The sequence below is a fragment of the Nocardia sp. NBC_01377 genome (assembly GCF_045040005.1).
GTDB lineage: Bacteria > Actinomycetota > Actinomycetes > Mycobacteriales > Mycobacteriaceae > Nocardia > Nocardia noduli.
Window position 1 is genome coordinate 7,431,922 of sequence record NZ_CP109566.1, and the last position, 25,306, is coordinate 7,457,227.

The 25,306-nt window shown below is 64.9% G+C and carries 18 protein-coding genes, 1 tRNA gene and 2 pseudogenes; 13 read left to right on the forward strand and 8 right to left on the reverse strand.

All coding sequences use genetic code 11. The annotated features are described in order from the left end of the window. The first annotated feature begins 281 nt into the window (after nucleotides 1–281). The 8 genes and pseudogenes from dnaA to OG225_RS34300 all read left to right on the forward strand — a co-directional run bounded on the left by dnaA (nucleotide 282) and on the right by OG225_RS34300 (nucleotide 13,984). Nucleotides 282–2,189 (forward strand): chromosomal replication initiator protein DnaA, encoded by a 1,908-nt coding sequence (gene dnaA / locus OG225_RS34265; protein ID WP_405178932.1) that lies wholly within the window; start codon nucleotides 282–284, stop codon nucleotides 2,187–2,189. A gap of 836 nt (nucleotides 2,190–3,025) precedes the next feature. Next, the gene (dnaN, locus tag OG225_RS34270; protein WP_216911516.1) at nucleotides 3,026–4,201 is read left to right on the forward strand and encodes a DNA polymerase III subunit beta; all 1,176 of its coding nucleotides are present in this window, start codon (nucleotides 3,026–3,028) and stop codon (nucleotides 4,199–4,201) included. A gap of 63 nt (nucleotides 4,202–4,264) precedes the next feature. Next, a pseudogene (gene recF / locus OG225_RS34275) lies at nucleotides 4,265–5,431 on the forward strand (DNA replication/repair protein RecF); the annotation flags it as partial. Between the two features lie 834 nt (nucleotides 5,432–6,265). Further along, on the forward strand, nucleotides 6,266–6,832 hold the full coding sequence (locus tag OG225_RS34280) for a DUF721 family protein (protein WP_405178933.1): 567 nt from the start codon (nucleotides 6,266–6,268) through the stop codon (nucleotides 6,830–6,832). Between the two features lie 175 nt (nucleotides 6,833–7,007). Beyond that, on the forward strand, nucleotides 7,008–7,946 hold the full coding sequence (locus OG225_RS34285; protein ID WP_405178934.1) for an alpha/beta fold hydrolase: 939 nt from the start codon (nucleotides 7,008–7,010) through the stop codon (nucleotides 7,944–7,946). A 300-nt stretch (nucleotides 7,947–8,246) separates the two neighbouring features. Continuing rightward, nucleotides 8,247–10,295, forward strand: coding sequence for a DNA topoisomerase (ATP-hydrolyzing) subunit B (gene gyrB, locus OG225_RS34290; RefSeq protein WP_405183465.1), 2,049 nt, complete (start codon nucleotides 8,247–8,249; stop codon nucleotides 10,293–10,295). 56 nt (nucleotides 10,296–10,351) lie between these two features. Beyond that, the gene (gene gyrA / locus OG225_RS34295) at nucleotides 10,352–12,862 is read left to right on the forward strand and encodes a DNA gyrase subunit A (protein ID WP_405178935.1); all 2,511 of its coding nucleotides are present in this window, start codon (nucleotides 10,352–10,354) and stop codon (nucleotides 12,860–12,862) included. Between the two features lie 39 nt (nucleotides 12,863–12,901). After that, entirely contained in the window at nucleotides 12,902–13,984 is a 1,083-nt protein-coding gene (locus tag OG225_RS34300; protein WP_405178936.1) for a DUF3566 domain-containing protein, read from the forward strand. Nucleotides 13,985–14,051: 67 nt separating this feature from the next. Here OG225_RS34300 and OG225_RS34305 read toward each other — a convergent pair whose 3' ends face one another. Continuing rightward, the gene (locus OG225_RS34305) at nucleotides 14,052–14,354 is read right to left on the reverse strand and encodes a hypothetical protein (RefSeq protein ID WP_405178937.1); all 303 of its coding nucleotides are present in this window, start codon (nucleotides 14,352–14,354) and stop codon (nucleotides 14,052–14,054) included. Between the two features lie 153 nt (nucleotides 14,355–14,507). On the opposite strand from OG225_RS34305, the gene OG225_RS34310 reads away from it, so the two are divergent. Together OG225_RS34310 and OG225_RS34315 are read left to right on the forward strand one after the other, a co-directional pair. Continuing rightward, nucleotides 14,508–14,581, forward strand: a tRNA-Ile gene (locus OG225_RS34310). Nucleotides 14,582–15,067: 486 nt separating this feature from the next. Continuing rightward, complete coding sequence (locus OG225_RS34315; protein ID WP_331758060.1) at nucleotides 15,068–16,489, forward strand: NF041680 family putative transposase; 1,422 nt, start codon at nucleotides 15,068–15,070, stop codon at nucleotides 16,487–16,489. Nucleotides 16,490–17,157: 668 nt separating this feature from the next. Here the strand turns inward: OG225_RS34315 and OG225_RS34320 are convergent. Then, a complete protein-coding gene (locus tag OG225_RS34320) occupies nucleotides 17,158–17,556 on the reverse strand; it encodes a YybH family protein (protein WP_405178938.1) in 399 nt (132 codons plus the stop codon). 127 nt (nucleotides 17,557–17,683) lie between these two features. Between OG225_RS34320 and OG225_RS34325 the strand changes: the two genes are divergently transcribed. Continuing rightward, the gene (locus OG225_RS34325) at nucleotides 17,684–18,127 is read left to right on the forward strand and encodes a winged helix-turn-helix transcriptional regulator (RefSeq protein WP_405178939.1); all 444 of its coding nucleotides are present in this window, start codon (nucleotides 17,684–17,686) and stop codon (nucleotides 18,125–18,127) included. A gap of 91 nt (nucleotides 18,128–18,218) precedes the next feature. On the opposite strand, the gene OG225_RS34330 is transcribed toward OG225_RS34325, so the two are convergent. From OG225_RS34330 to OG225_RS34340, 3 genes are all read right to left on the reverse strand, one after another. Next, on the reverse strand, nucleotides 18,219–18,587 hold the full coding sequence (locus OG225_RS34330) for a hypothetical protein (RefSeq protein WP_405178940.1): 369 nt from the start codon (nucleotides 18,585–18,587) through the stop codon (nucleotides 18,219–18,221). 244 nt (nucleotides 18,588–18,831) lie between these two features. Next, nucleotides 18,832–19,086, reverse strand: coding sequence for an IPT/TIG domain-containing protein (locus OG225_RS34335; RefSeq protein ID WP_405178941.1), 255 nt, complete (start codon nucleotides 19,084–19,086; stop codon nucleotides 18,832–18,834). A 473-nt stretch (nucleotides 19,087–19,559) separates the two neighbouring features. After that, nucleotides 19,560–20,027, reverse strand: coding sequence for a MarR family winged helix-turn-helix transcriptional regulator (locus OG225_RS34340; protein ID WP_405178942.1), 468 nt, complete (start codon nucleotides 20,025–20,027; stop codon nucleotides 19,560–19,562). Nucleotides 20,028–20,115: 88 nt separating this feature from the next. Here OG225_RS34340 and OG225_RS34345 point away from each other — a divergent pair, with 88 nt between their 5' ends. Next, nucleotides 20,116–20,439, forward strand: coding sequence for a rhodanese-like domain-containing protein (locus tag OG225_RS34345; protein ID WP_405178943.1), 324 nt, complete (start codon nucleotides 20,116–20,118; stop codon nucleotides 20,437–20,439). 266 nt (nucleotides 20,440–20,705) lie between these two features. Continuing rightward, nucleotides 20,706–21,503: pseudogene (locus tag OG225_RS34350) on the forward strand (IS5 family transposase). Nucleotides 21,504–22,037: 534 nt separating this feature from the next. Here OG225_RS34350 and OG225_RS34355 read toward each other — a convergent pair. The 3 genes from OG225_RS34355 to OG225_RS34365 all read right to left on the reverse strand — a co-directional run bounded on the left by OG225_RS34355 (nucleotide 22,038) and on the right by OG225_RS34365 (nucleotide 25,295). Next, entirely contained in the window at nucleotides 22,038–22,241 is a 204-nt protein-coding gene (locus tag OG225_RS34355) for a cold-shock protein (protein WP_216911492.1), read from the reverse strand. 1,413 nt (nucleotides 22,242–23,654) lie between these two features. After that, a complete protein-coding gene (locus tag OG225_RS34360; protein ID WP_405178944.1) occupies nucleotides 23,655–23,942 on the reverse strand; it encodes a hypothetical protein in 288 nt (95 codons plus the stop codon). Nucleotides 23,943–24,260: 318 nt separating this feature from the next. After that, entirely contained in the window at nucleotides 24,261–25,295 is a 1,035-nt protein-coding gene (locus OG225_RS34365) for an HAD-IIA family hydrolase (RefSeq protein ID WP_405178945.1), read from the reverse strand. Nucleotides 25,296–25,306: the final 11 nt, after the last annotated feature.

Consider the following 25,306-nt stretch of genomic DNA (forward strand, 5'->3'; position numbering starts at 1 on the left):
GCCAAAGAACCCCTGGTACAGGCCTTTCACAGGCCGAATCCACGACAGATCCGGATTTCCCCAGGGTTGTCCACATCTGTGGATAATTGTGTGGAAAGACCCCTGGAGTGGCATATTCGTAGGGCCGACGGCGCCCACGCCGCCGCCCGTAACCGGGGGAACCGAGCAGAGACCGACCCGGTTTCGGTTGTACGCGGGATCACCTTATCGACCATCGACGGTAGATGTCCGCGCACCCCGGCCGTCTGCTCCTATCGACCTACTTCCGGGGAGGAAACTGCATGGACGACGAGCAGAACGTGTTGGCCACGGTGTGGCCCGAGGTGATCGCCGAACTCACCACCGGTTCTGCCGACGGGGCAATCCCCGCGGTGACACGCGCGCAGCAGGCCTGGCTGAAACTGGTCAAGCCGATCACTGTCGCCCAGGGCTTCGCACTGCTTTCGGTCCCCTCGTCGCTGGCCCAGGAGGCCATCGAACGCGATCTGCGCGAACCGATCCTGCGCTCGCTGGGCAGGCGGCTCGGCCCCCAGGTCGAAGGTCTCGGGGTGCGTATCGCCGCACCGGCGACACCGACGCCCGACCGGCCCGGCGCCAACCCCCGGCACGCGAGGATGACGAGCAGGCCCGAGCGAGCACGCGAGACACCCCGCGCTCAGGGCGGTGAATTCCCTGGTCGCGGCGATTATGGAACACCGCGCTACGCCGCTCCCGCGGATTACGTCCCAACGCCGGAGTATCCGGGCACCCGCGAATACGCCCAGGCGCCCGAGTACTCGCCCGCCCAGGAATACGCGCCCGCGCCGGAATACCCGGTGGACGACTACCCGACGAACACCTACCAGGTTCCGCCCCAGCTCGACTACCCGGGAGCGGGCGGCTCGGAGGGGCATCCGCAGCAGCGTCGCGACGGCGGACAGCCATCCCGCCCCGGCCCGGCCGGACAGGAATCGCTGTTCTCGCCCGAAACCGGACCGATGCGGATGGCCGGGCGCTCGCCTGTGCGCGAACACGACGACGACCAGGCCGTCACGGCCGCACACGACTCGGTCCGCGAACCGGAACCGTCTCCGCGCGGCGACGAAGAGCCCGTGGTCAGCGTCCGCAATTCCTGGCCGACCTATTTCAACAAGAGCCAGGAGTCCCCGCAGCCGTCATCCTCGGCCAGCCTGAACGCCAAGTACACGTTCGAGACCTTCGTCATCGGCGCGTCCAACCGGTTCGCGCACGCGGCGGCGGTCGCCATCGCCGAAGCACCGGCGCGCGCGTACAACCCGCTGTTCGTCTGGGGCGCTTCCGGCCTCGGCAAAACCCATCTGCTGCACGCGGCGGGCCACTACGCGCAGCGGCTTTTCCCCGGTATGCGGGTGAAATACGTCTCCACCGAGGAATTCACCAACGACTTCATCAACAGCCTGCGTGACGACCGCAAGGTCGCGTTCAAGCGCAGGTACCGCGAAACCGACATCCTGCTGGTCGACGACATCCAGTTCATCGAGGGCAAGGAAGGTATCCAGGAGGAGTTCTTCCACACCTTCAACACCCTGCACAACGCCAACAAACAGATCGTCGTCTCCTCGGATCGTCCGCCGAAACAACTGGCGACGCTGGAGGAACGACTGCGGACCAGGTTCGAATGGGGCCTGATCACCGATGTGCAGCCGCCGGAGTTGGAGACCCGCATCGCGATTCTGCGCAAGAAGGCGCGGATGGACCGGCTCGATGTGCCGCACGACGTCATGGAGCTGATCGCGAGCCGGGTCGAACGCAATATCCGCGAACTCGAGGGCGCGCTCATCCGGGTGACCGCGTTCGCCTCGCTCAACGGCCAACCGCTGGACCTGCCGCTGGCCGAGGTGGTGTTACGCGATCTGATGCCGGAGACGGCGGCGCTCGAGATCAACGCGGCCACGATCATGGCCGTGACCGCGGAGTACTTCAACACCACGCTCGAGGAACTCACCGGCCCGGGTAAGGCCCGTCCGCTGGCCCAGGCGCGTCAGATCGCGATGTACCTGTGCCGCGAGCTCACCGACCTGTCGCTGCCGAAGATCGGCCAGGCATTCGGCCGCGACCACACCACGGTGATGTACGCGGAGAAGAAGGTCCGCAAGGAGATGACCGAACGGCGCCGGGTCTACGACCAGGTTCAAGAACTCACAGCCCGAATCAAGCAACGCTCGCGCTGATTTCCACTAACACCCCCTGCACCGCCCCTGACCAGGGGCGGTGCTTTTTTATGGGTTGTGGATTCCTCGAGGAATTCCTGTGGATTCCTCGAGGAATCCACCGGTTGTGCACCGATTCGTCCACAGGCGCGGGCGTCGGCGGCGTACACAGGACTCACAGGCAGTAGTCCCCAACTTCCACAGCCGAATCCACACACAGGCACTGACCAGGCGATCTGGGAAGTTGTGCTTGTGGATTCCTCGAGGAGTCCCTGTGGACTCCTCGAGGAATCCTCGAGTTGTCCACGGTTCGGTGCACATGTGTGCACAACCGGGTGAATATGGTGGAACAACTCGAGGAGCACTCGAGGATGAGCATGGGACAAGTTCCGGGTCTCCACAGACGCCTCGTGTTCATCCTCGAGTCACCCCACGGCCATCCCCACGGCACCACACCGTGTGACCTGCGGAAACGTCCTCACTCCACAGATTCCACAGCGCCTACTACTACTTCATTTCTTCTCATTAAGAATCACTCTTGAAAACAGGCTGTGTGGAAACTCGGTCGGAACGCATCGGCTCGTGAGCCACTCCGATTCGAGAAGCAAGGAGGACGGGAACCGAGGCGATGCTCGATCGCGGATCCGGTGGACCCTTCGTCTCGCCTTCGCCCCGGCGGCGAAACGCCCACGAAGCGTCGACAGCGGGTCGGACTATGTACTCGCGACGGACGCGGGTACGGTTTGGTGTCGGTCGCCTGTGCCACACTGCGGGGGGCGGACGATCCAGCACCCCTCATGAGAACCACAGCTGACGAGCCGACACGGATCACGGAACTGGGAGAGGAAATTCGGGCGATGGAGCTTGCAAGCATGAAGTTTCGGGTCGCCCGAGAGGATTTCGCCGAATCCGTCGCCTGGGTGGCGCGCAGCCTGCCGTCTCGGCCTCCCGTTCCCGTACTCGGCGGTGTGCTGCTGGTCGCCGACGAGGACGGGCTGACCGTCTCCGGTTTCGACTACGAGGTTTCCGCCCAGATGCGGGTGGCGGCCGAGGTCGCCGGCCCCGGCGAGGTTCTGGTCTCCGGTCGTCTGCTCGCCGACATCACCAAGGCGCTGTCCAACAAACCCGTCGACGTCTCGTTGGACGGGACGCGGGTGTTGATCTCCTGTGGCAGTGCGAAATTCTCACTGCCAACCATGCCCGTCGAGGACTATCCCCAACTGCCCGAGGTGCCGCAGCAGACCGGCGAACTGGCTGTGGATGTGTTCTCCGGGGCGGTATCCCAGGTCGCCGTCGCCGCGGGGCGCGACGACACGTTGCCGATGCTCACCGGCATCCGGGTCGAGATCGAAGGCTCACGTGTCGTCCTCGCGGCCACCGATCGGTTCCGGCTCGCGGTGCGCCACATCGAATGGAAGCCGAACAACAGCGATATCGAGACGTCGGTGCTGATTCCGGCGCGCACGCTGTCCGAGGCTGCCAAGACGCTCGGTCCTTCCGATGCGCCCGTGCAGTTGTCACTGGGCACCGGTTCCGGCTCCGAAGGACTGCTCGGCATCGTGAACGGCGGTCGCCGCACCACCACGCGGCTGCTCGACGCAGAATTCCCCAAGTTCCGCCAATTGCTCCCCAAGGAGCACACCTCCATCGCCACGCTCGCCGTGTCCGCGCTGACCGAGGCCATCAAACGCGTCGCACTCGTCGCCGAGCGCGGCGCCCAAGTGCGTCTGGAGTTCTCCACAGAGGGACTGCTGCTGTCGGCGGGCGGGGACGACGCGGGGCGCGCCGAGGAGTGGATCGAGGCGGACTTCCGCGGCGAATCCCTCACCATCGCTTTCAATCCCGGCTATCTGGTCGACGGACTGTCCGCGCTGCACGCCGATCGCGTCACGTTCGGTTTCACCACTCCCAGTCGTCCCGCGGTGCTGCTGCCCGCAGGGGAGGAAGAACCCGAAGTGCTCGATTCCGGTGCCTTCGCGGCGCTCGCCAGCCCGTACATCTACCTGTTGATGCCGGTTCGGCTTCCGGGCTGAGCACCTGTGCACAAACGGGTTCCATCGGGGCCGGGCCGGGTTTCGGTCGCGACGGTGTAGCGCATGTTCATCCGAGCGCTGTCGCTGCGTGATTTTCGTTCCTGGGAACATGCCGAAATCGAGTTATCCCCAGGCCGAACAGTTTTCTTGGGATCGAACGGTAACGGCAAGACCAACCTGCTCGAGGCGATCGGTTACCTGGCGACCTTGGGCTCGCATCGAGTCGCGGCCGACGCACCCCTCATCCGAATGGGCGTCGATCGCGCTCGGATCGGCGCGACGGTGGTCAACAGCGGTCGGGAACTGCGCATCGACCTGGACCTGAACCAGGGCGCGGCCAATCGCGGCCAGATCAACCGGTCACCGGTCCGCAGGCCGAGGGAAATCTTGGGGATCCTGCACACGGTGCTGTTCGCGCCGGAGGATCTGGCGCTGGTGCGCGGCGATCCGGGGGAGCGCCGCCGGTTCCTCGATGAGTTGTGCACAACCCGGCTGCCCAGACTCGCCGGTGTCCGCGCCGATTACGACCGGGTACTCCGGCAGCGCTCCGCCCTGTTGAAAACCGCTGGGCGACAGGCACGGTCGAAATCGGACCTGAGCACCCTCGATGTGTGGGACGGGCACCTGGCCGAACACGCCGCGGTGCTGCTCGCGCAGCGACTGCGTCTCGTGCACGAGCTGTATCCCCATCTGACACAGTCATATCGGTCCATCGCGCCCGAATCCCGTTCGGCCGCAATCGGTTATCGCAGCTCGTATCTGCCGCCCGAATGGCTCGATCCCGCGCGCGAACCGCAGCAGGACGACGCTGTGGCCCTGGAAGCCATCGTGCTGCGCGAACTCGGCGTCGCCCGGACCAAGGAACTCGACCGAGGGGTATGCCTGGTCGGGCCGCATCGCGACGATCTCGACCTGATGCTCGGGGAGGCACCGGCGAAGGGGTTCGCCAGTCACGGCGAGTCGTGGTCCTTCGCCCTCGCTCTGCGCCTGGGCGCGTTCGAACTGCTGCGCAGCACCGGCGCGGAACCGGTGCTGCTGCTCGACGACGTGTTCGCCGAACTGGATCGACGTAGGCGTACCGCGCTGGCTCAGGTCGCGGCGGGCGCAGAACAGGTGTTGATCACCGCCGCCGTCGCCGAGGACGTGCCGGGGGAGTTGGCCGCGATGCCGCTGTGGGTCGAGACGAGCGGGGACGCCGCGCGGCGGATATCGCGGATCGCGGAGGGGCCGCGTGGGGAGGTCGCCACCACCACGGCTGCGACCACTGACGCCGCAGGCACGGCCGAGCCTGGAGCAGTCGCCACCACCACAACCGACGTCACCGCTGACGAGGCCACCACCGTTGGCGAGGCTGAACCCGCAGGCACGGCCGAACTCAATGACGCGGCGGACACCGTTAGCGCGGCCGAGCCCGTTGGCACGGTCGAACCCGCCGACACGGCCGAACCCGGCGATTCTCGGTTTGTCCGCGGTGAGGACGATCTTTCCGCCGCCGATTCCTTCGAAGTCGCCGACAACGGAAGCCCGCGCTGAGTAGTCCCGCGAGCACTCGGCCAGTCTCGGAGGGTGGGTGCCGGTTCGAGCGAAGGCGTTGTTCGGACCGCGGACAAATGTGATCTACGTCGAATCTATACACAGAAATGCCGTTGTTTATCCACATCTGGGGATGAAATCGGCGGCGAACCCATCATCTGGTGGTCCGAGGATCACCCCGCCACTATCGAACATCGATCGTTCGATAGTGGCGTGCCGCGCGCTGTCGGTCACGGCGTGAGCTCCCGTAGAGTTGCCCCGAGATTCGGTCCTGCTCAGTCATCCCCAGTTATCCCCAGGGTCTGTGGATAACTGGGGATGACTGTGGATCCTCCGCACCTGCGGAATGTGCCCCCGTTAGGACCGCAATCAGATGGAAATACGTGGTGACGGGGGCGAACGTATGTTCGACACGGCTGTTCGGCGATGCTTCGACCACCTGCTTCCGGTCGATGCGGGCCGTGCGGAAGCTGGGGACAAAGTAGGCGGAACTGGGGACAAACCCGGTGCGAGGGCGGACGGAGCGTACCGATGACCGACCAGTCGGAGCCGAACTCGGGGGCTGAGCAGCCCGGGGGAGAGCCCGAATTGCGTGGGATCGATCTGGCTCGTCGCGCGTTGGAAGAGGCCCGAGCCGCCGCACGCGCCAGCGGTAAATCCGTCGGACAGGGTCGGGCTTCGCCCAAACGGCTGCGGACCGGGGCGCGGCGGCGTACCGGATGGTCGGGCGCGCGTCCGGACGAGCGTGATCCTCAGCCCCTGTTCAAACTGGCCGGGTCGATAGCGAAGAACCGTGGATGGTCGGCGAAGGTCGCCGAGGGAATGGTTTTCGGGCGTTGGTCCGCTGTGGTCGGGGAGGACATCGCCTCGCACGCCACCCCGGTCACGCTCAAGGACGGCGTGCTGAGCATCGCGGCGGAATCCACCGCGTGGGCCACGCAGCTGCGGATGTTGCAGTCCCAGATCCTGGCGAAGATCAGTGCCGCCGTCGGGCACGGCGTGGTGACCTCGGTCAAGATTTTCGGACCCGTCGCGCCGAGTTGGCGCAAAGGGGAGCGGCACGTCAGGGGACGCGGTCCGCGCGACACCTACGGATAGGCCTTCGGGCTATGGCATCTATCTGATACTTGATGTTACGTTTACTCGGATATCCACAGGCTCGGCGTGACCTCGCGCGGGTTTCACGTGGAACGCTCCGATTCCGACGTCGCGGTCCCGGCTTCTCGTTCTCGACATCGCGCCCGGCGTCGAGCGAGTACCCGGAAGGTGAACCGTGACCACCACGCATACCGGCCCGTTCCCGGCGGCGCCTACGACGATCGTCCGCCGCGGCCATATCGACCTCGCCGTCTTCGAGACGGGAGATCCGACGGGTACCCCGGTCCTGCTGGTGCACGGCTGGCCCGACACCCATCTGCTCTGGAACCGCGTCGCCGAACATCTCGGCGCGCGGCATCGCGTCATCGCCCTCGACAATCGCGGCGCGGGTGCGAGTACGGTGCCCGCCGCGGTCGATTCCTATCGCGTCGAGGAACTCGCGGCCGACATTCTCGCCGTGGTCGAGGCATTGTCGCCGGACAGGCCGGTGCACGTCCTCGGCCACGATTGGGGTTCGGTCGTCGGCTGGGAACTCGTCGCCACCCCCGGCGCCGCCGACAGGATCGCATCCTTCACCTCGGTTTCCGGACCCAATCTGGATTTCCTCGGCGCTTACCTGCGCGGTCCGTTCTCCTTCTCGCGTCTGCGCGGCGCGGTGACCCAGGGCGTCGCATCGTCCTACACCGCGGCCTTCCGCGTTCCCGGTCTCGCCGATCCGGTGCTGCGTGCGCTGTCGACCCGGTGGCCGCGCTTCCTCTCCCTCTTCGACGGACTCGACCCGGCGCTGGTGCACACCGCGCCGACGTTGCGCGAGGACATGCTCAACGGTTTGGCGTTGTATCGCGCGAATATCGGCGTGCGCCTGCGCCGTCCGCGGCCGCGACGTGTCGAACTGCCGGTGCGACTGATCGTCTCCACCGGTGATCGGGCCGTACGTCCGGTGGTCAACGACGAGGCGCCGCGCTGGGTCCCCGACCTCACCCGCACCGAAATCTCGGCGGGCCATTGGTCGCCGATCTCGCATTCGGCCGAGTTAGCACAGCTCACCGCCGATTTCATCGCCGAGATCGCCCGGCGCGGGGCCGGTCGCGACGTCGCGCGCGAGGCACGATAGCGCGGGATCATCCGCGGCTCGGACTAGTGCGGCCTGAACGGTCGGAGACGTTGATCAAACCGCGATTCGGCTGACCGGACTCGTCGCCGGTCGTTTTCTCGCAGCCACGGAGCCGTCAGGGGTGTCGTAGGTGCGTTGTGGCGCGGGCTTACCAGTAGGATGGTGGAGTAACTAGCGGCGAATTTCGGCGCGTTCCGCTCAGCGCACGTGTGGCACCCGTACTTCCTGGCCATACCTGTGCTGTGACGATCGCCGCGCCGGGGATCAGCAAGTAAGGAGAGCTACCGACCAGTGGCTGCCATGGACTCCAACGAATCGGGCTCGACCAAAGCGACATCGGCTAAGCAGGATTACGGCGCCTCCTCGATCACGGTCCTGGAAGGGCTCGAGGCGGTTCGTAAGCGCCCCGGTATGTACATCGGCTCCACCGGCGAGCGAGGCCTGCACCATCTGATCTGGGAAGTCGTCGACAACTCGGTCGATGAGGCGATGGCCGGATACGCGAGTCAGGTGAATGTCACCCTGCTCGCCGACGGCGGAGTCGAAGTGCGTGACGACGGTCGCGGGATCCCGGTGGAGATGCACGCGTCGGGTATCCCGACCGTCGAAGTCGTCATGACCCAACTCCACGCGGGCGGCAAATTCGACTCCGACTCGTACGCGGTGTCGGGCGGTCTGCACGGTGTGGGTATCTCGGTCGTCAACGCGTTGTCCAGCCAAGTCGAACTCGAGATCGACCGCGACGGGTTTCACTGGAGTCAGACCTACAAGGGCGCCAAACCCGGAAAACTGGTCAGGGGTGAGCCGACCACGAGAACCGGTAACACCACCAGGTTCTGGGCGGATCCGGACATCTTCGAGACCACGACCTACAACTTCGAAACCGTGTCTCGGCGTTTGCAGGAGATGGCGTTCCTGAACAAGGGCCTCACCATCACCTTTACCGACGAGCGGGTCACCGACACCGACATCACCGAAGAGGTCGTCAGCGAGACCGCGGACGCGCCCAAATCGCATGCCGAGGAAGTCGCGGCCGCGGACGTCGTCGTGCACAAGGTGAAGACCCGCACCTACCACTACCCGGGTGGGCTCGAGGATTTCGTGCGCCACATCAACCGGACCAAGCAGGCGATCCACAACTCGGTCGTCGGTTTCACCGGTAAGGGCACCGGGCACGAGCTCGAGGTCGCGATGCAGTGGAACTCCGGCTACTCGGAGTCGGTGCACACCTTCGCCAACACCATCAACACCCACGAGGGCGGTACCCACGAAGAGGGGTTCCGCGCGGCGCTCACCACGGTGGTCAACAAGTACGCCAAGGACAAGAAGCTGCTCAAGGACAAGGATGGCAACCTCACCGGCGACGATATCCGCGAGGGTCTGGCCGCCATCGTGAGCGTCAAGGTCGGCGAGCCGCAGTTCGAGGGCCAGACCAAGACCAAACTGGGCAACACGGAGGTGAAGTCGTTCGTGCAGAAGACCTGCAACGAACACCTCACCCACTGGTTCGAGGCCAATCCGGCCGACGCGAAGACCATCGTGAACAAGGCGGTGTCCTCGGCGCAGGCGCGGATGGCGGCCCGTAAGGCTCGCGAGCTGGTGCGCCGCAAATCCGCCACCGATCTCGGTGGTCTGCCGGGCAAGCTCGCAGACTGCCGCTCCAAGGATCCGAGCAAATCCGAGATCTACATCGTCGAGGGCGACTCCGCAGGCGGCTCGGCCAAATCCGGGCGCGATTCGATGTACCAGGCGATCCTCCCGCTGCGCGGCAAGATCATCAATGTCGAGAAGGCGCGTATCGACCGGGTCCTCAAGAACAACGAAGTCCAGTCGATCATCACCGCGTTCGGCACCGGTATCCACGACGAGTTCGATATCGCCAAACTGCGCTATCACAAGATCGTGCTGATGGCCGACGCCGACGTGGACGGCCAGCACATCTCGACCTTGCTGCTGACGCTGCTGTTCCGTTTCATGCGGCCGCTGGTCGAGCACGGGCACGTCTACCTGGCGCAACCGCCGCTGTACAAGCTCAAGTGGCAGCGTTCCGAGCCGGAGTTCGCCTACTCCGACCGTGAGCGCGACGGTCTGCTCGAAGCGGGCCAGGCCGCGGGCAAGCGGATCAACAAGGACGACGGCGTCCAGCGCTACAAAGGTCTCGGTGAGATGAACGCCAAGGAGCTGTGGGAGACCACCATGGATCCGGCGGTGCGGGTACTTCGTCAGGTGACGTTGGACGACGCGGCCGCGGCCGACGAGCTGTTCTCCATTCTGATGGGCGAGGACGTGGAGGCACGTCGCAGCTTCATCACCCGCAATGCCAAGGATGTTCGCTTCCTCGACGTATAGCCGGTGTGAATTCCGCTGCGATCAACCTTTCACGCCAGGCCATCTAAGGAGTCCGCATGACTGAGACCACGCTGCCCCCGAGCGGCGGTGCAGGCGACCGGATCGAGCCGGTCGACATCCAGAACGAAATGCAGAACAGCTACATCGATTACGCGATGAGCGTGATCGTCGGGCGTGCGCTGCCCAATGTCCGCGACGGACTCAAGCCGGTGCATCGCCGCGTGCTCTACGCGATGTACGACAACGGCTACCGGCCCGACCGCGGCTACGTGAAATCCGCCCGCCCGGTCGCCGAGACCATGGGTAACTACCACCCGCACGGCGACGCATCGATCTACGACACCCTGGTCCGCATGGCCCAGCCGTGGTCGCTGCGCTACCCGCTGGTCGACGGTCAGGGCAACTTCGGTTCGCGCGGTAACGACGGCGCCGCCGCCATGCGCTACACCGAGTGCAGGCTGACCCCGCTCGCGATGGAGCTGCTGCGCGAGATCGACCACGAGACGGTCGATTTCATCCCCAACTACGACGGTCGCTCCCAGGAACCGACGGTTCTCCCCAGCCGGGTGCCGAACCTGTTGATGAACGGTTCCAACGGCATCGCGGTCGGTATGGCGACCAATATCCCGCCGCACAACCTGAACGAACTCGCCGAGGCGATCTACTGGGCGCTGGAGAATCACGACGCCGACGAGGAAGCCACCCTCGCGGCGTGCATGGAACGGGTCAAGGGTCCGGACTTCCCGACCTACGGTCTGATCGTCGGCGGTCAGGGCATCCACGACGCCTACGCCACCGGTCGCGGGTCGATCCGTATGCGCGGTGTCGTCGAGATCGAAGAGGACGCCCGCAACCGCACCACCATCGTCATCACCGAACTGCCCTACCAGGTCAACACCGACAATTTCATCAACTCGATCGCCGAGCAGGTCAAGGACGGCAAGATCGCGGGTATCTCCGATATCCACGACGAGTCCTCCGATCGCGCCGGGATGCGGATCGTGGTCACCGTCAAACGTGACGCCGTGGCCAAGGTGGTGCTGAACAACCTCTACAAGCACACCCAGTTGCAGACCAGCTTCGGCGCGAACATGCTCTCGATCGTCGACGGGGTGCCGCGCACACTGCGCCTGGACCAGATGATCCGGTACTACGTCGACCACCAGTTGGACGTCATCATCCGGCGTACCCGCTACCTGCTGCGCAAGGCCGAGGAACGGGCCCACATCCTGCGCGGCCTGGTCAAGGCGCTCGACGCGCTCGACGAGGTCATCGCGCTCATCCGGCGTTCGGCCAACACCGACACCGCGCGCACCGGCCTGATGCAGATGCTCGAGATCGACGAGATCCAGGCCACGGCCATCCTCGATATGCAGCTGCGGCGCCTCTCGGCGTTGGAGCGGCAGAAGATCACCGAGGAACTGTCCAGGATCGAAGCCGAGATCGCCGATCTGAAGGACATTCTCGAGAAGCCGGAGCGTCAGCGCGCCATCGTCCGCGACGAACTCGCCGAAATCGTGGAGAAGTACGGCGACGAACGACGTACTCGCATCATCGCCGCCGACGGTGACGTCGCCGACGAGGATCTGATCGCCCGCGAGGACGTGGTCGTCACGATCACCGAGACCGGTTACGCCAAACGCACCAAGACCGACCTCTACCGTTCGCAGAAACGCGGCGGCAAGGGCGTGCAGGGCGCTGGTCTCAAGCAGGACGACATCGTCAAGCACTTCTTCATCAGCTCGACACACGACTGGCTGCTCTTCTTCACCAACAAGGGCCGCGTCTACCGCGCCAAGGCCTACGAGCTGCCCGAAGCCAACCGCACGGCGCGCGGTCAGCACGTGGCGAATCTGCTCGCTTTCCAGCCCGACGAGCGGATCGCGCAGATCATTCGCATCAAGTCTTACGAAGATGCCCCGTATCTCGTGCTCGCCACCAAGAATGGCCTCGTGAAGAAATCCAAACTGTCGGATTTCGACTCCAATCGCAGCGGCGGCATCGTGGCGGTCAACCTGCGCGACGAGGACGAACTGGTCGGAGCCGTGCTCTGTTCGGCCGAGGACGACCTGCTCCTGGTCTCCGCGCAGGGGCAGTCGATCCGTTTCTCGGCCACCGACGAGGCGTTGCGTCCCATGGGACGCGCCACCTCGGGTGTGCAGGGTATGCGGTTCAACGCCGACGACGAACTGTTGTCGCTCAATGTTGTTCGCCCCGATACGTATCTGCTGGTCGCCACCTCGGGTGGTTACTCCAAGCGGACAGCGATCGAGGAGTACACCGCACAGGGACGCGGCGGTAAAGGCGTGCTGACTATCCAGTTCGACGCCAAGCGTGGCACCCTGGTCGGTGCGCTCATCGTCGACGATGACGATGAGCTCTACGCGATCACTTCGGTCGGTGGCGTCATCCGTACAGCGGCAAGGCAGGTTCGTAAAGCTGGACGCCAAACCAAGGGCGTGCGATTGATGAACCTCGCAGATGGCGATACCTTGCTTGCAATCGCGCGCAACGCCGATGAACCCGACCTCGCCGGTGACGACAGCACCGGATCTCCAGACCAGTAAATCCACAGCGGCGGCAAAGAACGGATCTAAGGATTCCCATTGACCACTCCGAATCAGCCGAATGACGAGCGGCAGCACACGAACGGTGTGACCGAACGGATCACACCGTCCCCGATTCCGCCGCGGCCGAACACTCGGCCGGTCTCCTCGGCCGAGAACGGGCAGCAGGGTGCGGGGCAACCCGGACAGGCGCCGAACAACGCCGCACCCCAAGGTGGCCAGCCGCACGAAAACCAGGAGCCGCCGTCGAACCAGTCCGGCAAGGACGGGTTCGACCAGGCCACGGTCCGGATGAACAATCAGGGCGGCGGGCAGCCTCCGAAACCGTCGGACGGCGGTGGGGAGCCTCCGCAGCAGGGCGGTCAGTCACCGTTCCAGGACGGCTGGTCGCAGCTGCCGCAGCGGGAGCCGCAGTCCAACCTGTACAGGCCCGGTCAGGCGCCGGTCACCGGTCGGCCGAGCGGCGCGGGCGGGGGCGGTGGCCTCAACGGTGGTGGTCTCAACGGCGGCGCCACCAACGCCCGCACCACCGCGGACCTCGCTGCCAAGGCGGCTCGCAAAGAGGCCGCGATGGTGAAATCCGTCGGCATCGATGGCCCGACCCGCAGTATCGCGCGGCCGGAACTCATCAAGGACATGCCGGATCTGTCCGAGATCCGGCATCCACTGCCGCCCGGTGAGAGCGGCGGACAGCCGCCGATGTACCAGCCGCCGATGTACTCGCCCGCGGCTCCGGTCGCGGTCGCCGCGGCCGCTGCGGGCGAACCGCTGCGGGCCACCGTGCAGATCCGGCGTATCGACCCCTGGTCGACACTGAAGATCTCCCTGGTGATCAGCGTCGCGCTGTTCTTCGTGTGGATGCTCGCGGTCGGCCTGCTCTACATCGTGCTCGAGGGTATGGGCGTGTGGGAGCGGCTGAACAACACCTTCACCGACATGGTGTCGCAGGACAGCGGTTCGGCGGGCCTGATCGACGCGGGCACCGTCTTCGGTTACGCGGGCGTCGTCGGCCTGATCAACGTGGTGCTGTTCACCGCGCTCGGCACCGTCGGCACCTTCATCTACAACCAGTGCTGTGACCTCGTCGGGGGCATCCAGGTGACCCTCGCCGATCCGGACTAGTCCGGAAGCGAACGCACGGCCGGTACTCGCCCACGAGGCGGGTGCCGGCCTTCGTCGTTGTCGGCCGTCAATGGGACCGATCGGCTTCGAGCCGTTCCAGCCGTGCCGACAGATCAGCCGTTCTGGCCTGGAGCAGTCGGAGTTCCTCGCGGATTCCCTCGATCGTCGTCCCAGCGACCTTCTCCGGCTGTCTGTCGGCGACGAATACGCCCACCGCCGGAGTCGCCACCACCCACCCCTGATCCTGAAGCAGATGAACGGCCTTCTGAACGGTGACGAGCGCGACCTCGAAATAGTCGGCGAGACGGCGGTTTCCGAGCAGTTTCGGCCACCTCCTCCACGCATTGTTTGCCGGACGCGCGGCATTCAATGGTGACGCTCCGCCCGCTCGGTGCGGCGTTTCTCCATCGCGACGCAGCCGGGGCAACGTCTCTACCTGCCGTTTTGGTTAGTAGAGGAGGGTTGGGTATTGTATGTCCGGTCGGTCCGCGAGAGTCTGTTGTGTGAACCGGCGATGAGATACGGGCCTATAGCTCAGGCGGTTAGAGCGCTTCGCTGATAACGAAGAGGTCGGAGGTTCAAGTCCTCCTAGGCCCACAATAGTTTTTTCTTATAAATGCTGATCAGAGCACATTTCAGGCCCGTATTCAGGCGAAATTCTGTCCGATTTTGATGACATGACTGATGTCGCGCGCCCGATGTGATGGCCACACCAAGTCACGAGGATGCGGAGTTCTCTGAAATTCTTCGTCTGACCAGGTATTTTCGGTCGCGTGTTTCGCACGTCAGCCGAGGAGTCGGTCCTCCGACCCCCGGTCGGCAGCGAACATGCCGTGACCTGGGCATATGGCATTTTGGCGGGCAGCCGAGAATCATCCGAGCATCCCCGCTCAGTCGCCTGATAGGTTTTCCCAACTTATTGTGCTGATGGAGCTGTAGCACATCGGAGCAAGCTATGCGGTGGCGTCTTAGCTTGAGATTTAACCTCTGAGCTGGGGTAGGTCGCCCCGGTTGATCATGGGTGAAGCCCTTGGTTGATGATTCATCTTGCTACAGAACGAATCTCATGAACCAAGGGCTTCGATGAACAGTGTGCACGATCCTGGTCGCGAGGGTGCGGCCGGGGAGTTGTCGGCGTTTCGGCAGGAGTTGTACCGGTGTGCGAGCGCGCGAGCGGATGCGTTGTTCGAGCTGTGTGAGGCGGTGTTGTGCGCGGACGGGCCGGTGACCACGCTGGTCGGGTTGTCTCTGGTGGCCGAGCATCGCCGTGGTCATGGCGGTATGTACGACGCGCTGGCGGCGGGCCGGCTCGATGTCACCAGGCTGCGGCGGGCGGTGACCGGATTGCCGGTCCCGTGTGAGCGCGGCGGCCGGATCAGGCTGGCGGTGGATGTGTCACCGTGGCTGCGGCCCGACGCTATGACCAGTGCCGACCGTTGTTTCTGTCATACCTATGGGCGCGGCAAGGGCAACGCGCAGCTGATCCCGGGCTGGCCGTACTCGTTCGTCGCCGCGCTCGAGTCCGGGGCGTCGAGTTGGTGCGCGCTGCTGGACGCGCAGCGTATCGGCCGTGACGAGGACCTCACCGCGGTGACCGCCGCCCAGGTCCGCGACGTGGTTGCCCGGCTGCGCGCGGCCGGGCATCATCGGCCCGGGGATCGCGACATCGTGATCGTGTTCGACGCCGGCTACGATATCTGCCGCTTGGCGTGGCTGTTGGCGGATCTGCCGGTTGAGCTGGTAGGTAGGGTGCGGTCGGATCGGGTGTTCTGCTTCCCCGCCGCCGCGCGGGCCCGCACGGGCCGCCCGCCGCGCCACGGCCCGGTGTTCACCCTCGCCGACCCGGCGACCCATCCCGAGCCCGCGGTCACGACCAGCACCGACACCCTTCGCTACGGCACCGCCCGCACCACTGCCTGGCACCGGTTGCATCCCCGGCTCACCCACCGCGGCCCCTGGGCCGACCTCGACGGTCCGCCACCGATCATCGAGGGCGCCCTGATCCGGTTGACCGTGGATCGGCTACCCGGCGACCGAAACCCGAAACCGGTGTGGCTGTGGACATCCCGTGCCGAAAGCGCCGCAGCGGACGTGGACCGCTACTGGCAGGCGTTCCTGCGCCGCTTCGACATCGAGCACACCTTCCGGTTCCTGAAACAAACCCTCGGCTGGACCCGGCCCCGGGTCCGTACCGCCGCCCAGGGCGACCGCTGGACCTGGCTGATCCTCACCGCCCACACCCAGCTGCGGCTCGCACGCGGCCTCACCACCGACCTGCGCCGCCCCTGGGAGAAACCCGTCACCGACCCGCACCGGCTCACCCCCGCCCGCGTCCGTCGCGGGTTTCGCCACCTCCGCCGGAAAACCCCCAATCCGGCCAGCGCGCCGAAACCCTCACGCCCCGGCCCCGGCCGCCCGAAAGGCAGCAAGAACCGGCACATCGCGCCACATCCAGAGGTCGGCAAAACCCGTGTGGCCCCGGCTACGCCGGGGCCACAACCTTAAATCTCAAGCTTAGGCCTTGCGTAGGTTCCGAAACGGCAGGCGGTGACCCGGGGGAGATGGACGCTTTCGAGGGTTGCGCGGCACAGGTTTGTCTCGCAGCATGCCGAGTGCGCGAGGTTGTCGATACGGTTCGATATCGGACCTGGCATAAATTCGTGACTGCGAATCACCGGTTGCTCACCTGCTCGATAGGATTCGCTTGCGTGCAGGTCGGTCGTCGCCGGAGGCCGATCGTGGCCGGAACATCCTGACAGGATTTCTGCGCACGCGCGGTCGATCGGCGGTGTGGCCTGCGGGCGAGTCGTCCTCCTCAGCGTGAGCTCGGCCGTTGGACGGGCGTTCGCGGTGGTTTCACTGTAGTGGGGGCAGATCCGTTGGCAGCATGCGTGTTCGCGATCGGGTGGGTGGTGGGCAGGATGCGTTCGGTAGTGAGGGCGAACCGCGGAGATCCCATACACACCGGTCCCTGGCTCGAAGCGGGGCCGCCGGGACCTGACGTTCTCGACGGCCGCCGTTTCACCACCCTGACGAGGCGCAGCCCTACATCTCTCCTTGTGAGGGCTGTGCCCTCAGGTGATTCGGACTCGCGTTGCTGATGGATGGAATCCCTCGAACGCAATGGTTTCCAGCGGGTTCAGGCCGGGAGTGGGCGGGATGCCGAAATCCGATCAGGCCTGGTCCTGGTCAGGGATGAGCCGAGCCCCGAAGGGGTTGTCGAGCACGATCTTCCAGCTGTCGTCGATCTGGTGGCGCAGGGTTGCCACTGACAGTCCGCTCTGGGTGATCGGGGTGCCGTCGGGGGCGGTGCCGCTCATCGTCCACGGAGCGATGTGCACGGCGGTCTCGCCGGTGATCATGACCTCGTGTCCGTGGTCGTAACGGAAATCGGGTTGCACCGCGGCGAAGGCCGCGAACCCGGCCCGCAGTTGCTCTTGGCCGCGTACCGGCGCACCGGGTTGGAAGGCGACGACCGCGTCGTCGACGTAGAAGGACATGACGGTATCGATGTCACCACGTTCGAGCGCGGCGGTCATCGCCGAGACGGTGTCGATCACGTTCTGCTGCATGAGGATCCCTGGGGTTCGAGTGCTGAGGAGACGCCGCTTCGCGTGTTCGAACAGTGCGTTCGAACAGTGGCCGACCGACCATACATCAACATTTCGATAATACAAATGTATAAGGTATCCTGGGGGCATGAAACGCGCGGTGGGAAAGTCGACGTGCCCGATGAACATGTTCCTCGAGGTGTTCGGGGATCCGTGGACCTTGCTGGTGCTGCGCGACATGCTGCTGGTCGGCAAACGGCGCCCGGTGGAATTCCTCGATTCGGCCGAACAGATCTCGACCAGCGTGCTCCTGGACCGGCTCAAGCGCCTCGAAGCCGCGAACCTCGTAGCGCGGGTGAGCCGCGGGGAACGCAACCAGGTCCACTACGTCCCGACCAGTCGAGCCGTGGACGCGCTGCCGGTGCTGTTCGAGATGGCTCTGTGGAGCATGGAACACGAACCGGAGGCTCGACCGCTGGAGCGGGTGATCACTCGTATCCGTTCCGATCCCGAGGACTACATCGCCGAGATCCGCGCCGAACTCGAACGCGAAATGAGCAGGACGCCCGCAGCTGGTCACTCACAGCGGTAAGTGGCGGCGATCTCGCCTCACCGAGTGGCGTCGGGGCAATACTTCTCGTCGACCGCGACTTTCAGCGTCGGCTGGCCAGTTCGCCGGTGCGCTAGTAGTGGCTCATGGCTGTGAGGACGTCGGGTTGCAGCATGGGTTCGGGGCGTAGTTGGAACGCGACACCCCGAACGTCGACGAGGGTGCAGTGGCAGGCTTTCTCGACTCGCACGTCACCGGGGTTCAAGGTTTGAGTCCATTCACCGTCGGCAGCAGCACTGATCAGGTATTCGGCGACCTCGCCCTCTGTCGGTGTGACCCCCCGCCAGGACAGGACGTAGCCGTCGCCGGTCAGACGGCGCGGATGCTGGCGGTCGAGTTCGGGCGGTTCTTCGGCCTCGAATTCGGCTCTCGCGCCTATGTGCCGGGCAGACGCAACTTCAACCCTGGCGCGCGAACACGCCACCCTGCCCGCCGAGACCACACTCGAACTACCCGGTAGGTGGCGCTGCACCGCAGGCCCGACCGAGTAAGGCCGAGCCTGCGGTTCGCTACGCCGTTGTCTTCACCATCGATGAGCCGAACAACCTCCCGTAGGAGCCCACCGAATGCGCTACCCCGGCGAGCCGCAGCACGTTCCAGATCAGTACCTGGTTGGCGGTGAGTACCGGCCGGTGGAGCCGTCGGCAGGCAAATGCCCATCGACGGCCCGAGCCACACCCGCGCGGTCAGACGTAGGTGAAGGGCAGCGCGTTGCTGGTGCCGTCCAACTCCACGGTGACGGTGACGTCCACCGTGCCTGTCCCCGTCGGGGAGATGGCCGTGATCTGGGTGTCGGAGTCGATGGTGAAGGTAGTCGCCGCAGTGCCGAACCGCACGGTCAAAGGACCGACATTGTCGAACCCGGAGCCGGTGATCACCACAGAGGTGAAAGTCGTCGCAGGGCCGGAAGAGGGGGTGAGGGTGGTGAGAACGGCTGCCATGGTTCGACTCCAAGTCGATAGAATGAAAAGGGTTGCCTTACAACAGATATAGATCTTGCTGTGACTGGCATCACATATTAAGTAAGCCTCCGGTCACGATGTTTCGTCAAGAATCCGCAGTCTGTTTGCATGCGGTTTGTCCGGTTTCGGCCTGCTGATTCGCGGCGACGGGTCGGGACGACTCGATCCCACACCCAGCCGGTCCGCGAGGTCTCGGCAAGGCAGGCCAACGGCCTCTGGTTCTCGGTCACCCTCTCATCGTGCGGGAACGGTGAACCGTGCACGCCGAACTCCGCGAATATCGGCCGGTGTATTCGCAGGCCAGCACGGAGATCCGGGACGGTGTGCGCGCCACTTCGGGTATCGGCTCCGTGGGCGGCGGCGTGCCACAGCGCCGCGTCGCATTGTGGGCCGCGACTCCGAAAGCGAGGTCTGGTATGTGGCAATCTGCGACCGGTTGAGGGCGCGGCAGCTCAGCCGCGCGCGGCCGGATCGGGCAGGTCGGCCAGGCCCAGCACCTTGTGCAGTGTCGCAGCCAGCGCGTTCAGGTCGTCGGTGCACACCGCGGCGAAGCGTTCTTCGATACCGGCCAGGTAGTGCGGAGCGGCTTCGCGCAGCCGCTGCCTGCCGGTAACGGTGATGCTCACGAAGGCCGAGCGTCCGTCGTCCGGGTTGGATTCCCGGCGCACCAGGCCCTGGGCCTCCAATTCGGTGACCAGCCGGCTCACCCGGGTGCGGCTCAGCACCACCCGCTCGCCCAGGTCGCTCATCCGAAGGCGTTGGGGTGCATCCAGTTCCAGCAGTACGTCGTACCAGCTCAGCGGCAGCCCGGTGGCGCGGCGAAGGGCGGCGTCGAGTTCGGGCACCAGCGTGGCGTGTACCTGCAGCAGCGCCGCCCAGGCGGCGACCGCTGGGCGAGTTCGGTTCACGGACGTCGGCACAACACGATCATAACCGGTTGCGTGCACGCGCACATATATAGTAGCGTGCACACGCACATAACTTCGTGTTCGAGAAAGGCATTACGTCATGACCACACTGATCACCCGCGGCGAGCTCGCCAAGGAGATCGAAGCCGGATCGGTGACCGTGATCGACGCGCTCGGCGCCGAGTATTACGCCAAGGCACACCTGCCCGGCGCGTTGAACCTGGTCGAAGCCGACGTGGAAACCGCAGCACCGCAGCTTCTTCCGGACAAGTCCGCCGCGGTAGTGACCTACTGCTCAAACGCATCTTGCCCCAACAGTCAGCAGGTGGCCACCAAGCTGGAGGTCCTCGGCTACACCAATGTGCGCACGTACCGCGACGGCATCCAGGACTGGACCGACGCCGGGCTGCCGGTCGAGAGCTGACCGTCCCGCCGCAGATCGTGCCCGGCCGCTGCCGAGCAGCTCCGACGTGCTCGGCCGGGTGGCGGATCCTCGTGTGATGCGATGGTAGACATGAGGGCAAGCATCGAACCGCCGGCCAGCTGGGAGGCTGAGGTTCGCGCCGCGCTGGTGCGCTCTGCGCATGTGGAGTTGGCCATCAGCGCGCTGCGGCAGCGCGGGGCGGGCATCGACAGCGTGGCTCTGCTGTTTACAGATCAGTTCAGAATGAGTCGGTGTGTCGGTTTGATCTGTGGTGCAACGTATTCGACACTTCTGGGGCGGCAGACGAGGTGGTGACCGATGCGTTGTGGGCGCGGTTGGAGCCGTTGATTCCGGTGCCGCAGCGGCGTTTCCGTCATCCGGGTCGGCGTCGGAGTAGTGACCGTGCGGCGTTGGAGGGGATCTTGTTCGTGGCCCGAACCGGTATCGGTTGGAACCAGTTGCCGACCGCGTTGTTCGGAGCCTCGGGTGCGACGTGCTGGCGGCGATTGGCCGAATGGCAGGAAGCCGGGGTGTGGCAGCAGCTACACGAACAGGTACTGGTCGAACTGCGCTCGGCGGGGAAGCTGGACCTGTCCATCGCATTGGTCGATGCCTCGCATCTACGGGCTCTGAAAGGGGGGACCATGTCGGTCCCAGCCCGGTCGACCGCGCGAAACCCGGCTCCAAGCACCACCTGATCACCGACGCCACCGGAACACCCCTCACGGTCACCCTGACCGGCGGAAACCGTCACGACGTCACACAACTGATCCCGCTACTGGACGCGCTACCGGTCCTGCGCGGACGTCGCGGACGGCCTTGGCGGCGACCCCGCTACCTCTACGCCGACCGCGGCTACGACCACGACAAATACCGCCGACAACTGCGTGATCGCGGAATCGTCCCGGTCATCGCCCGCCGCGGCACCGGCCTCGGCGTCGTACGCTGGCCGATCGAACGCAGCTTCGCGCTTGCTCCACGCGTTCAAGCGTCTGCGCATCCGCTACGAACGCCGCGCCGACATCCACCAAGCCCTACTCAGCCTCGCCTGCGCGCTGAGATGAAACGACACCGACGACCCGACTGCGGCCAGCCGAGGATTCCACCGCGCCTCTACCCTCGGTGATCGAACAGGCGCAAGACCCGGTCTCCCTGCTCTACAGTCTCGACGAACCTGCCGTGGCAGCACTGCCGTAGGCTCGCGCTCACGACTTCGGTCTCGGTCCTACCGAGCTGGCCGCCCAGAGCCCTCGCCAGCTCGGTGTGGCCTGGATGTGTTCCTCAGGTCTTGCTGCCAACCCCGGGCCGTGTGCCTGCCCAGGGGCAGGAGGGGACCGACATCCCGGACAGGCACACGGCTACCGCGAACGCGGATGTCACGACCGGCCTCATTGCCCGAACACCAGCCGTGACGAGCGGCGACACTACTGCCTACCGCGACCGAAACTCGGCACCGTGGCGTCGACCAGGCGTGTCGGGTGGGTCCTCACTCACTGAGCTGAGGTTGGGTATCCCTCTACTGGAAGTCTCCGATCAGAACGACCGGCAGTCCCGTGAACGCCGACGCTGCGCGTCGCCGATGATTCGTGGCCGGACGGTCAGAGGACGCGGACGTCTTGAGCCTGCGGGCCTTTCTGGCCTTGGCCGACCTCGAACTCTACCCGTTGACCCTCTTCGAGGTTCTTGAAGCCCGAGCCGCTGACCGACGAGTAGTGCACGAAGACGTCGGGGCCTCCGCCGTCTTGAGCGATGAAGCCGAAGCCCTTCTCGCTGTTGAACCATTTCACGATGCCTTGAGCCATTTCATACTTTCCTGTCGATGAGCCGGATTCGTGCAAACCGATCGCTCTGGTCTCGTAGCTGAGACGATGCTCATCTTCGTGCCTGTTGGCTCCTCACCAAGATCCGGCATGGACCATTCATGTGCATGAGATCAGTGGTCGCACCAGCTGGGTTCCGGCCGGTGTACCGGGTCGGCCACCGCCGCGAAATCACATCCTACCCAGAATATCCGCGTCCGGAAGACCCGGGTCGCTGCCATACCCGTCATAGCCGCGCTTCGACAGAGCTCCTCACGAATATCGTTGTGCTGGTTGTGGTTACGAAGCATCCGCAGCCACGGCGGGCGCAGAGAGTTCGAGTGACGACCTTGCGGGTGCAGCGGTGGGAGCGCCCAAGGTGGTGAGGAAATCCGGTCTCCTCTCCAGGCAGGTCTGTCGCCGTCCGACACGAAGTCCCGTTGCGCCGAATCGAGTTCGGTGGTCGGTGGGTCTTGCATGTGACTGGTGTGGTTGCGGAGCGGATGCGCTCGGACCGAGTTTCCACACACCTGTTTTCAAGAGAGATCTCTCATGAGAGAAAAAATAGTAGTAATAGGCCCTGTGGAATCTGTGGACTCGGCGCGTCTGCGCAGGTCCGGTGGTGTGGCGGGGTGGGGATGGCCGTGGGGTTACTCGAGGATGAATCGGGGGTGTCTGTGGAAGGTCCGAAGTTGTCCCTCGCTCATCCTCGAGTGCTCCTCGAGTTGTTCCACCGGATCGCCCTGGTTGTGCACACTGTGCACCAACTCGAGGATTCCTCGAGGAATCCCCAGGGACTCCTCGAGGAATCCACAAGCACAACTTCCGAGATCGCCAGGTCAGAGCCTGTGTGCGAAAACAGCTGTGGATACTGTGCAATCGGGCCTGTGATCACCTGTGCATAACCAGCGACACGGCCTGGGGAGGAATCGGTGTACAACCAGTGGATTCCTCGAGGACAACATCATTGGGCAACGACAGAACTGCTGTTCAGAGCTGTCCCGGCTGTTAGCAAACCCGGCTACAGGATTGCTCGACGTCGGCTGTGCACAACTCGTCGATAGTCGGATCCGGCGGACTACTCGGACCGGGCTGCTCGACTTCGTTGCCTGTCAATGAGATTCGAGCCGGGCGCGGTTGACGCGCGTCTGCACCTGGGTCGGTCTGTTTCGGGCTGTGTTCGAGTCGCAGCGCCTGATTCGTTTGATGCTGTCGGCTATTCGGGGGACTGTGAAATCGGTTGATGATCAGCAGGTTAAGGGGAGCGCGCCGGTCCCAGACGTCGGCGGGCGTGCATGGAGGCCGCGCAGACCAGCGCAAGGAAGGTTCTCGCCCGGGCGTGGCGCCACGGGCGACGACCCGGGCCGAGGGATCGTTGCTCCTCGTTGAGCCTCCCAACTCTGCGTGAGGCAGTGCCTATCGGTTGGAGAGGTGGTTCGAGATCAGTTCTGGCTGTCGTTGTGTGCGCCGAGCGGGATCCCGGCGGCGCCGGAATCGGTGTGGACCATCAACGCGGGATTTGGCTCGCCAGTCCGACTCGGACACGTTGAAGGCACACAGGTCGGTCGCGATCACTGCTGATTCATCGAATGCGATCTCCGAAACCTCTGCGGGAAAAGGGATCTCGGTTGCCGTGATGCTGCCGTCGGGGTACTCGATCTCGACCGATATCCGTCTGATCACACCACGCTCGAATCCGTCCATTCCGGAGCCTCATTTTCCTCGATGCGATTTCGAACGTAGCGGCCGCGTGACGGCGGTCTGAGGCATTGGAGGTACCCGGTCAGCCCGTCAAGGCGCGGGTCCGTTCAGCGGACCGCGCAGACCGAAGAAGAGGGCCGAAAATGCGCAATGTTTCCCATCGGGGGCGGTACAACACCCAACGCATCCAGAACGAACTCGCGGGGCTGGTCCGGGTGGGTTCGATGCCCGCTAGCATCGACCGGTTCCCGCCGGAACAAGATAGTTCGCTCTGCGGCTCGGCGGAGGGACCTTACCGTGGCGGACAGCGCGCCCGATTGGTCAGCGAAGGTGGGTCCAGTTCTGCCATGTGGCCAGGGCCTGACTCGTGCCCATGTCCGGTCGGGCCCACGCGGCTTGGCAGAGAGCCCGTGCGGCGTCCAGGAGTTGCCTTCGGGTCGCAATGTCGCCGTTCGGCGGTTGCAGAGTCAGGTCGTGACCCGATGCCGACACCACCCATCCGGCGCAGATCCAACGGGACCCGTCGTAGGTGACAGATTCTCTCGTGTGGAATAGCTCCTGCAGGTCGAGGCCGACGTAGGTGGGGCGGTGGGAGGGCGGAGCGGCAACCAGATCACGTAATGAGGTGATTCCTGTGAGGACGAGCAGGCTGGGCAGCCCCATCCGATTGCCACCGGCGATGTCGGTGTCCAGTGAGTCACCGATTACCAGGTGCGGGCCGCTGGTGCGCGACAGGGCTTCTCGGTAAATCGGCTCGTACGGCTTACCCGCGAAATCGGGAGTTGCCCCGGTGGCCAGCCGGACCGCTTCGGCCAATGCGCCGTTGCCGGGCGCGATTCCGCCTTCACGGGGTACGGCGATATCGCTGTTGGTGACGATCCACGGAACGCCGCGGCCAACCGCGTACGCCACCTCGGCCAGTTGGCGCCAATCGACATCGGGTGCGAAGCCCTGGACGACGAGGTCGGGGTCGTCGTCTGCCTTGTGAACGGGTGTCAGGCCGTGTGCGGACAGCGCCGTCTTCATGGCAAGGCCGCCCACCATAAGTGCTCGTGCTCCGGGAATCCGCCGAGCTGCCAATGCCGCCGCGGCGTGGGCGGAGGTCACGACGTCTCGCGCGGTCGTGGGCAGGCCGATCTCGGTGACCAGTGCGGCGACCTCGTGCGGAGTGCGGGAGGCGTTGTTGGTCAGGAACAACGTTCGGAGCCCGGCCGAGCGCGCCGCGGCCAAGGCATCCACGGCACCATCCACGGGCGCTGTGCCGTGATAGACGACTCCGTCGAGATCGATCAACGCGCTCGCAAAGCGCTGCGCCAACGGCAACTGCGTCCCGGCCGGTCGCTGCTCCTGTGGCATGCAACCCCCCC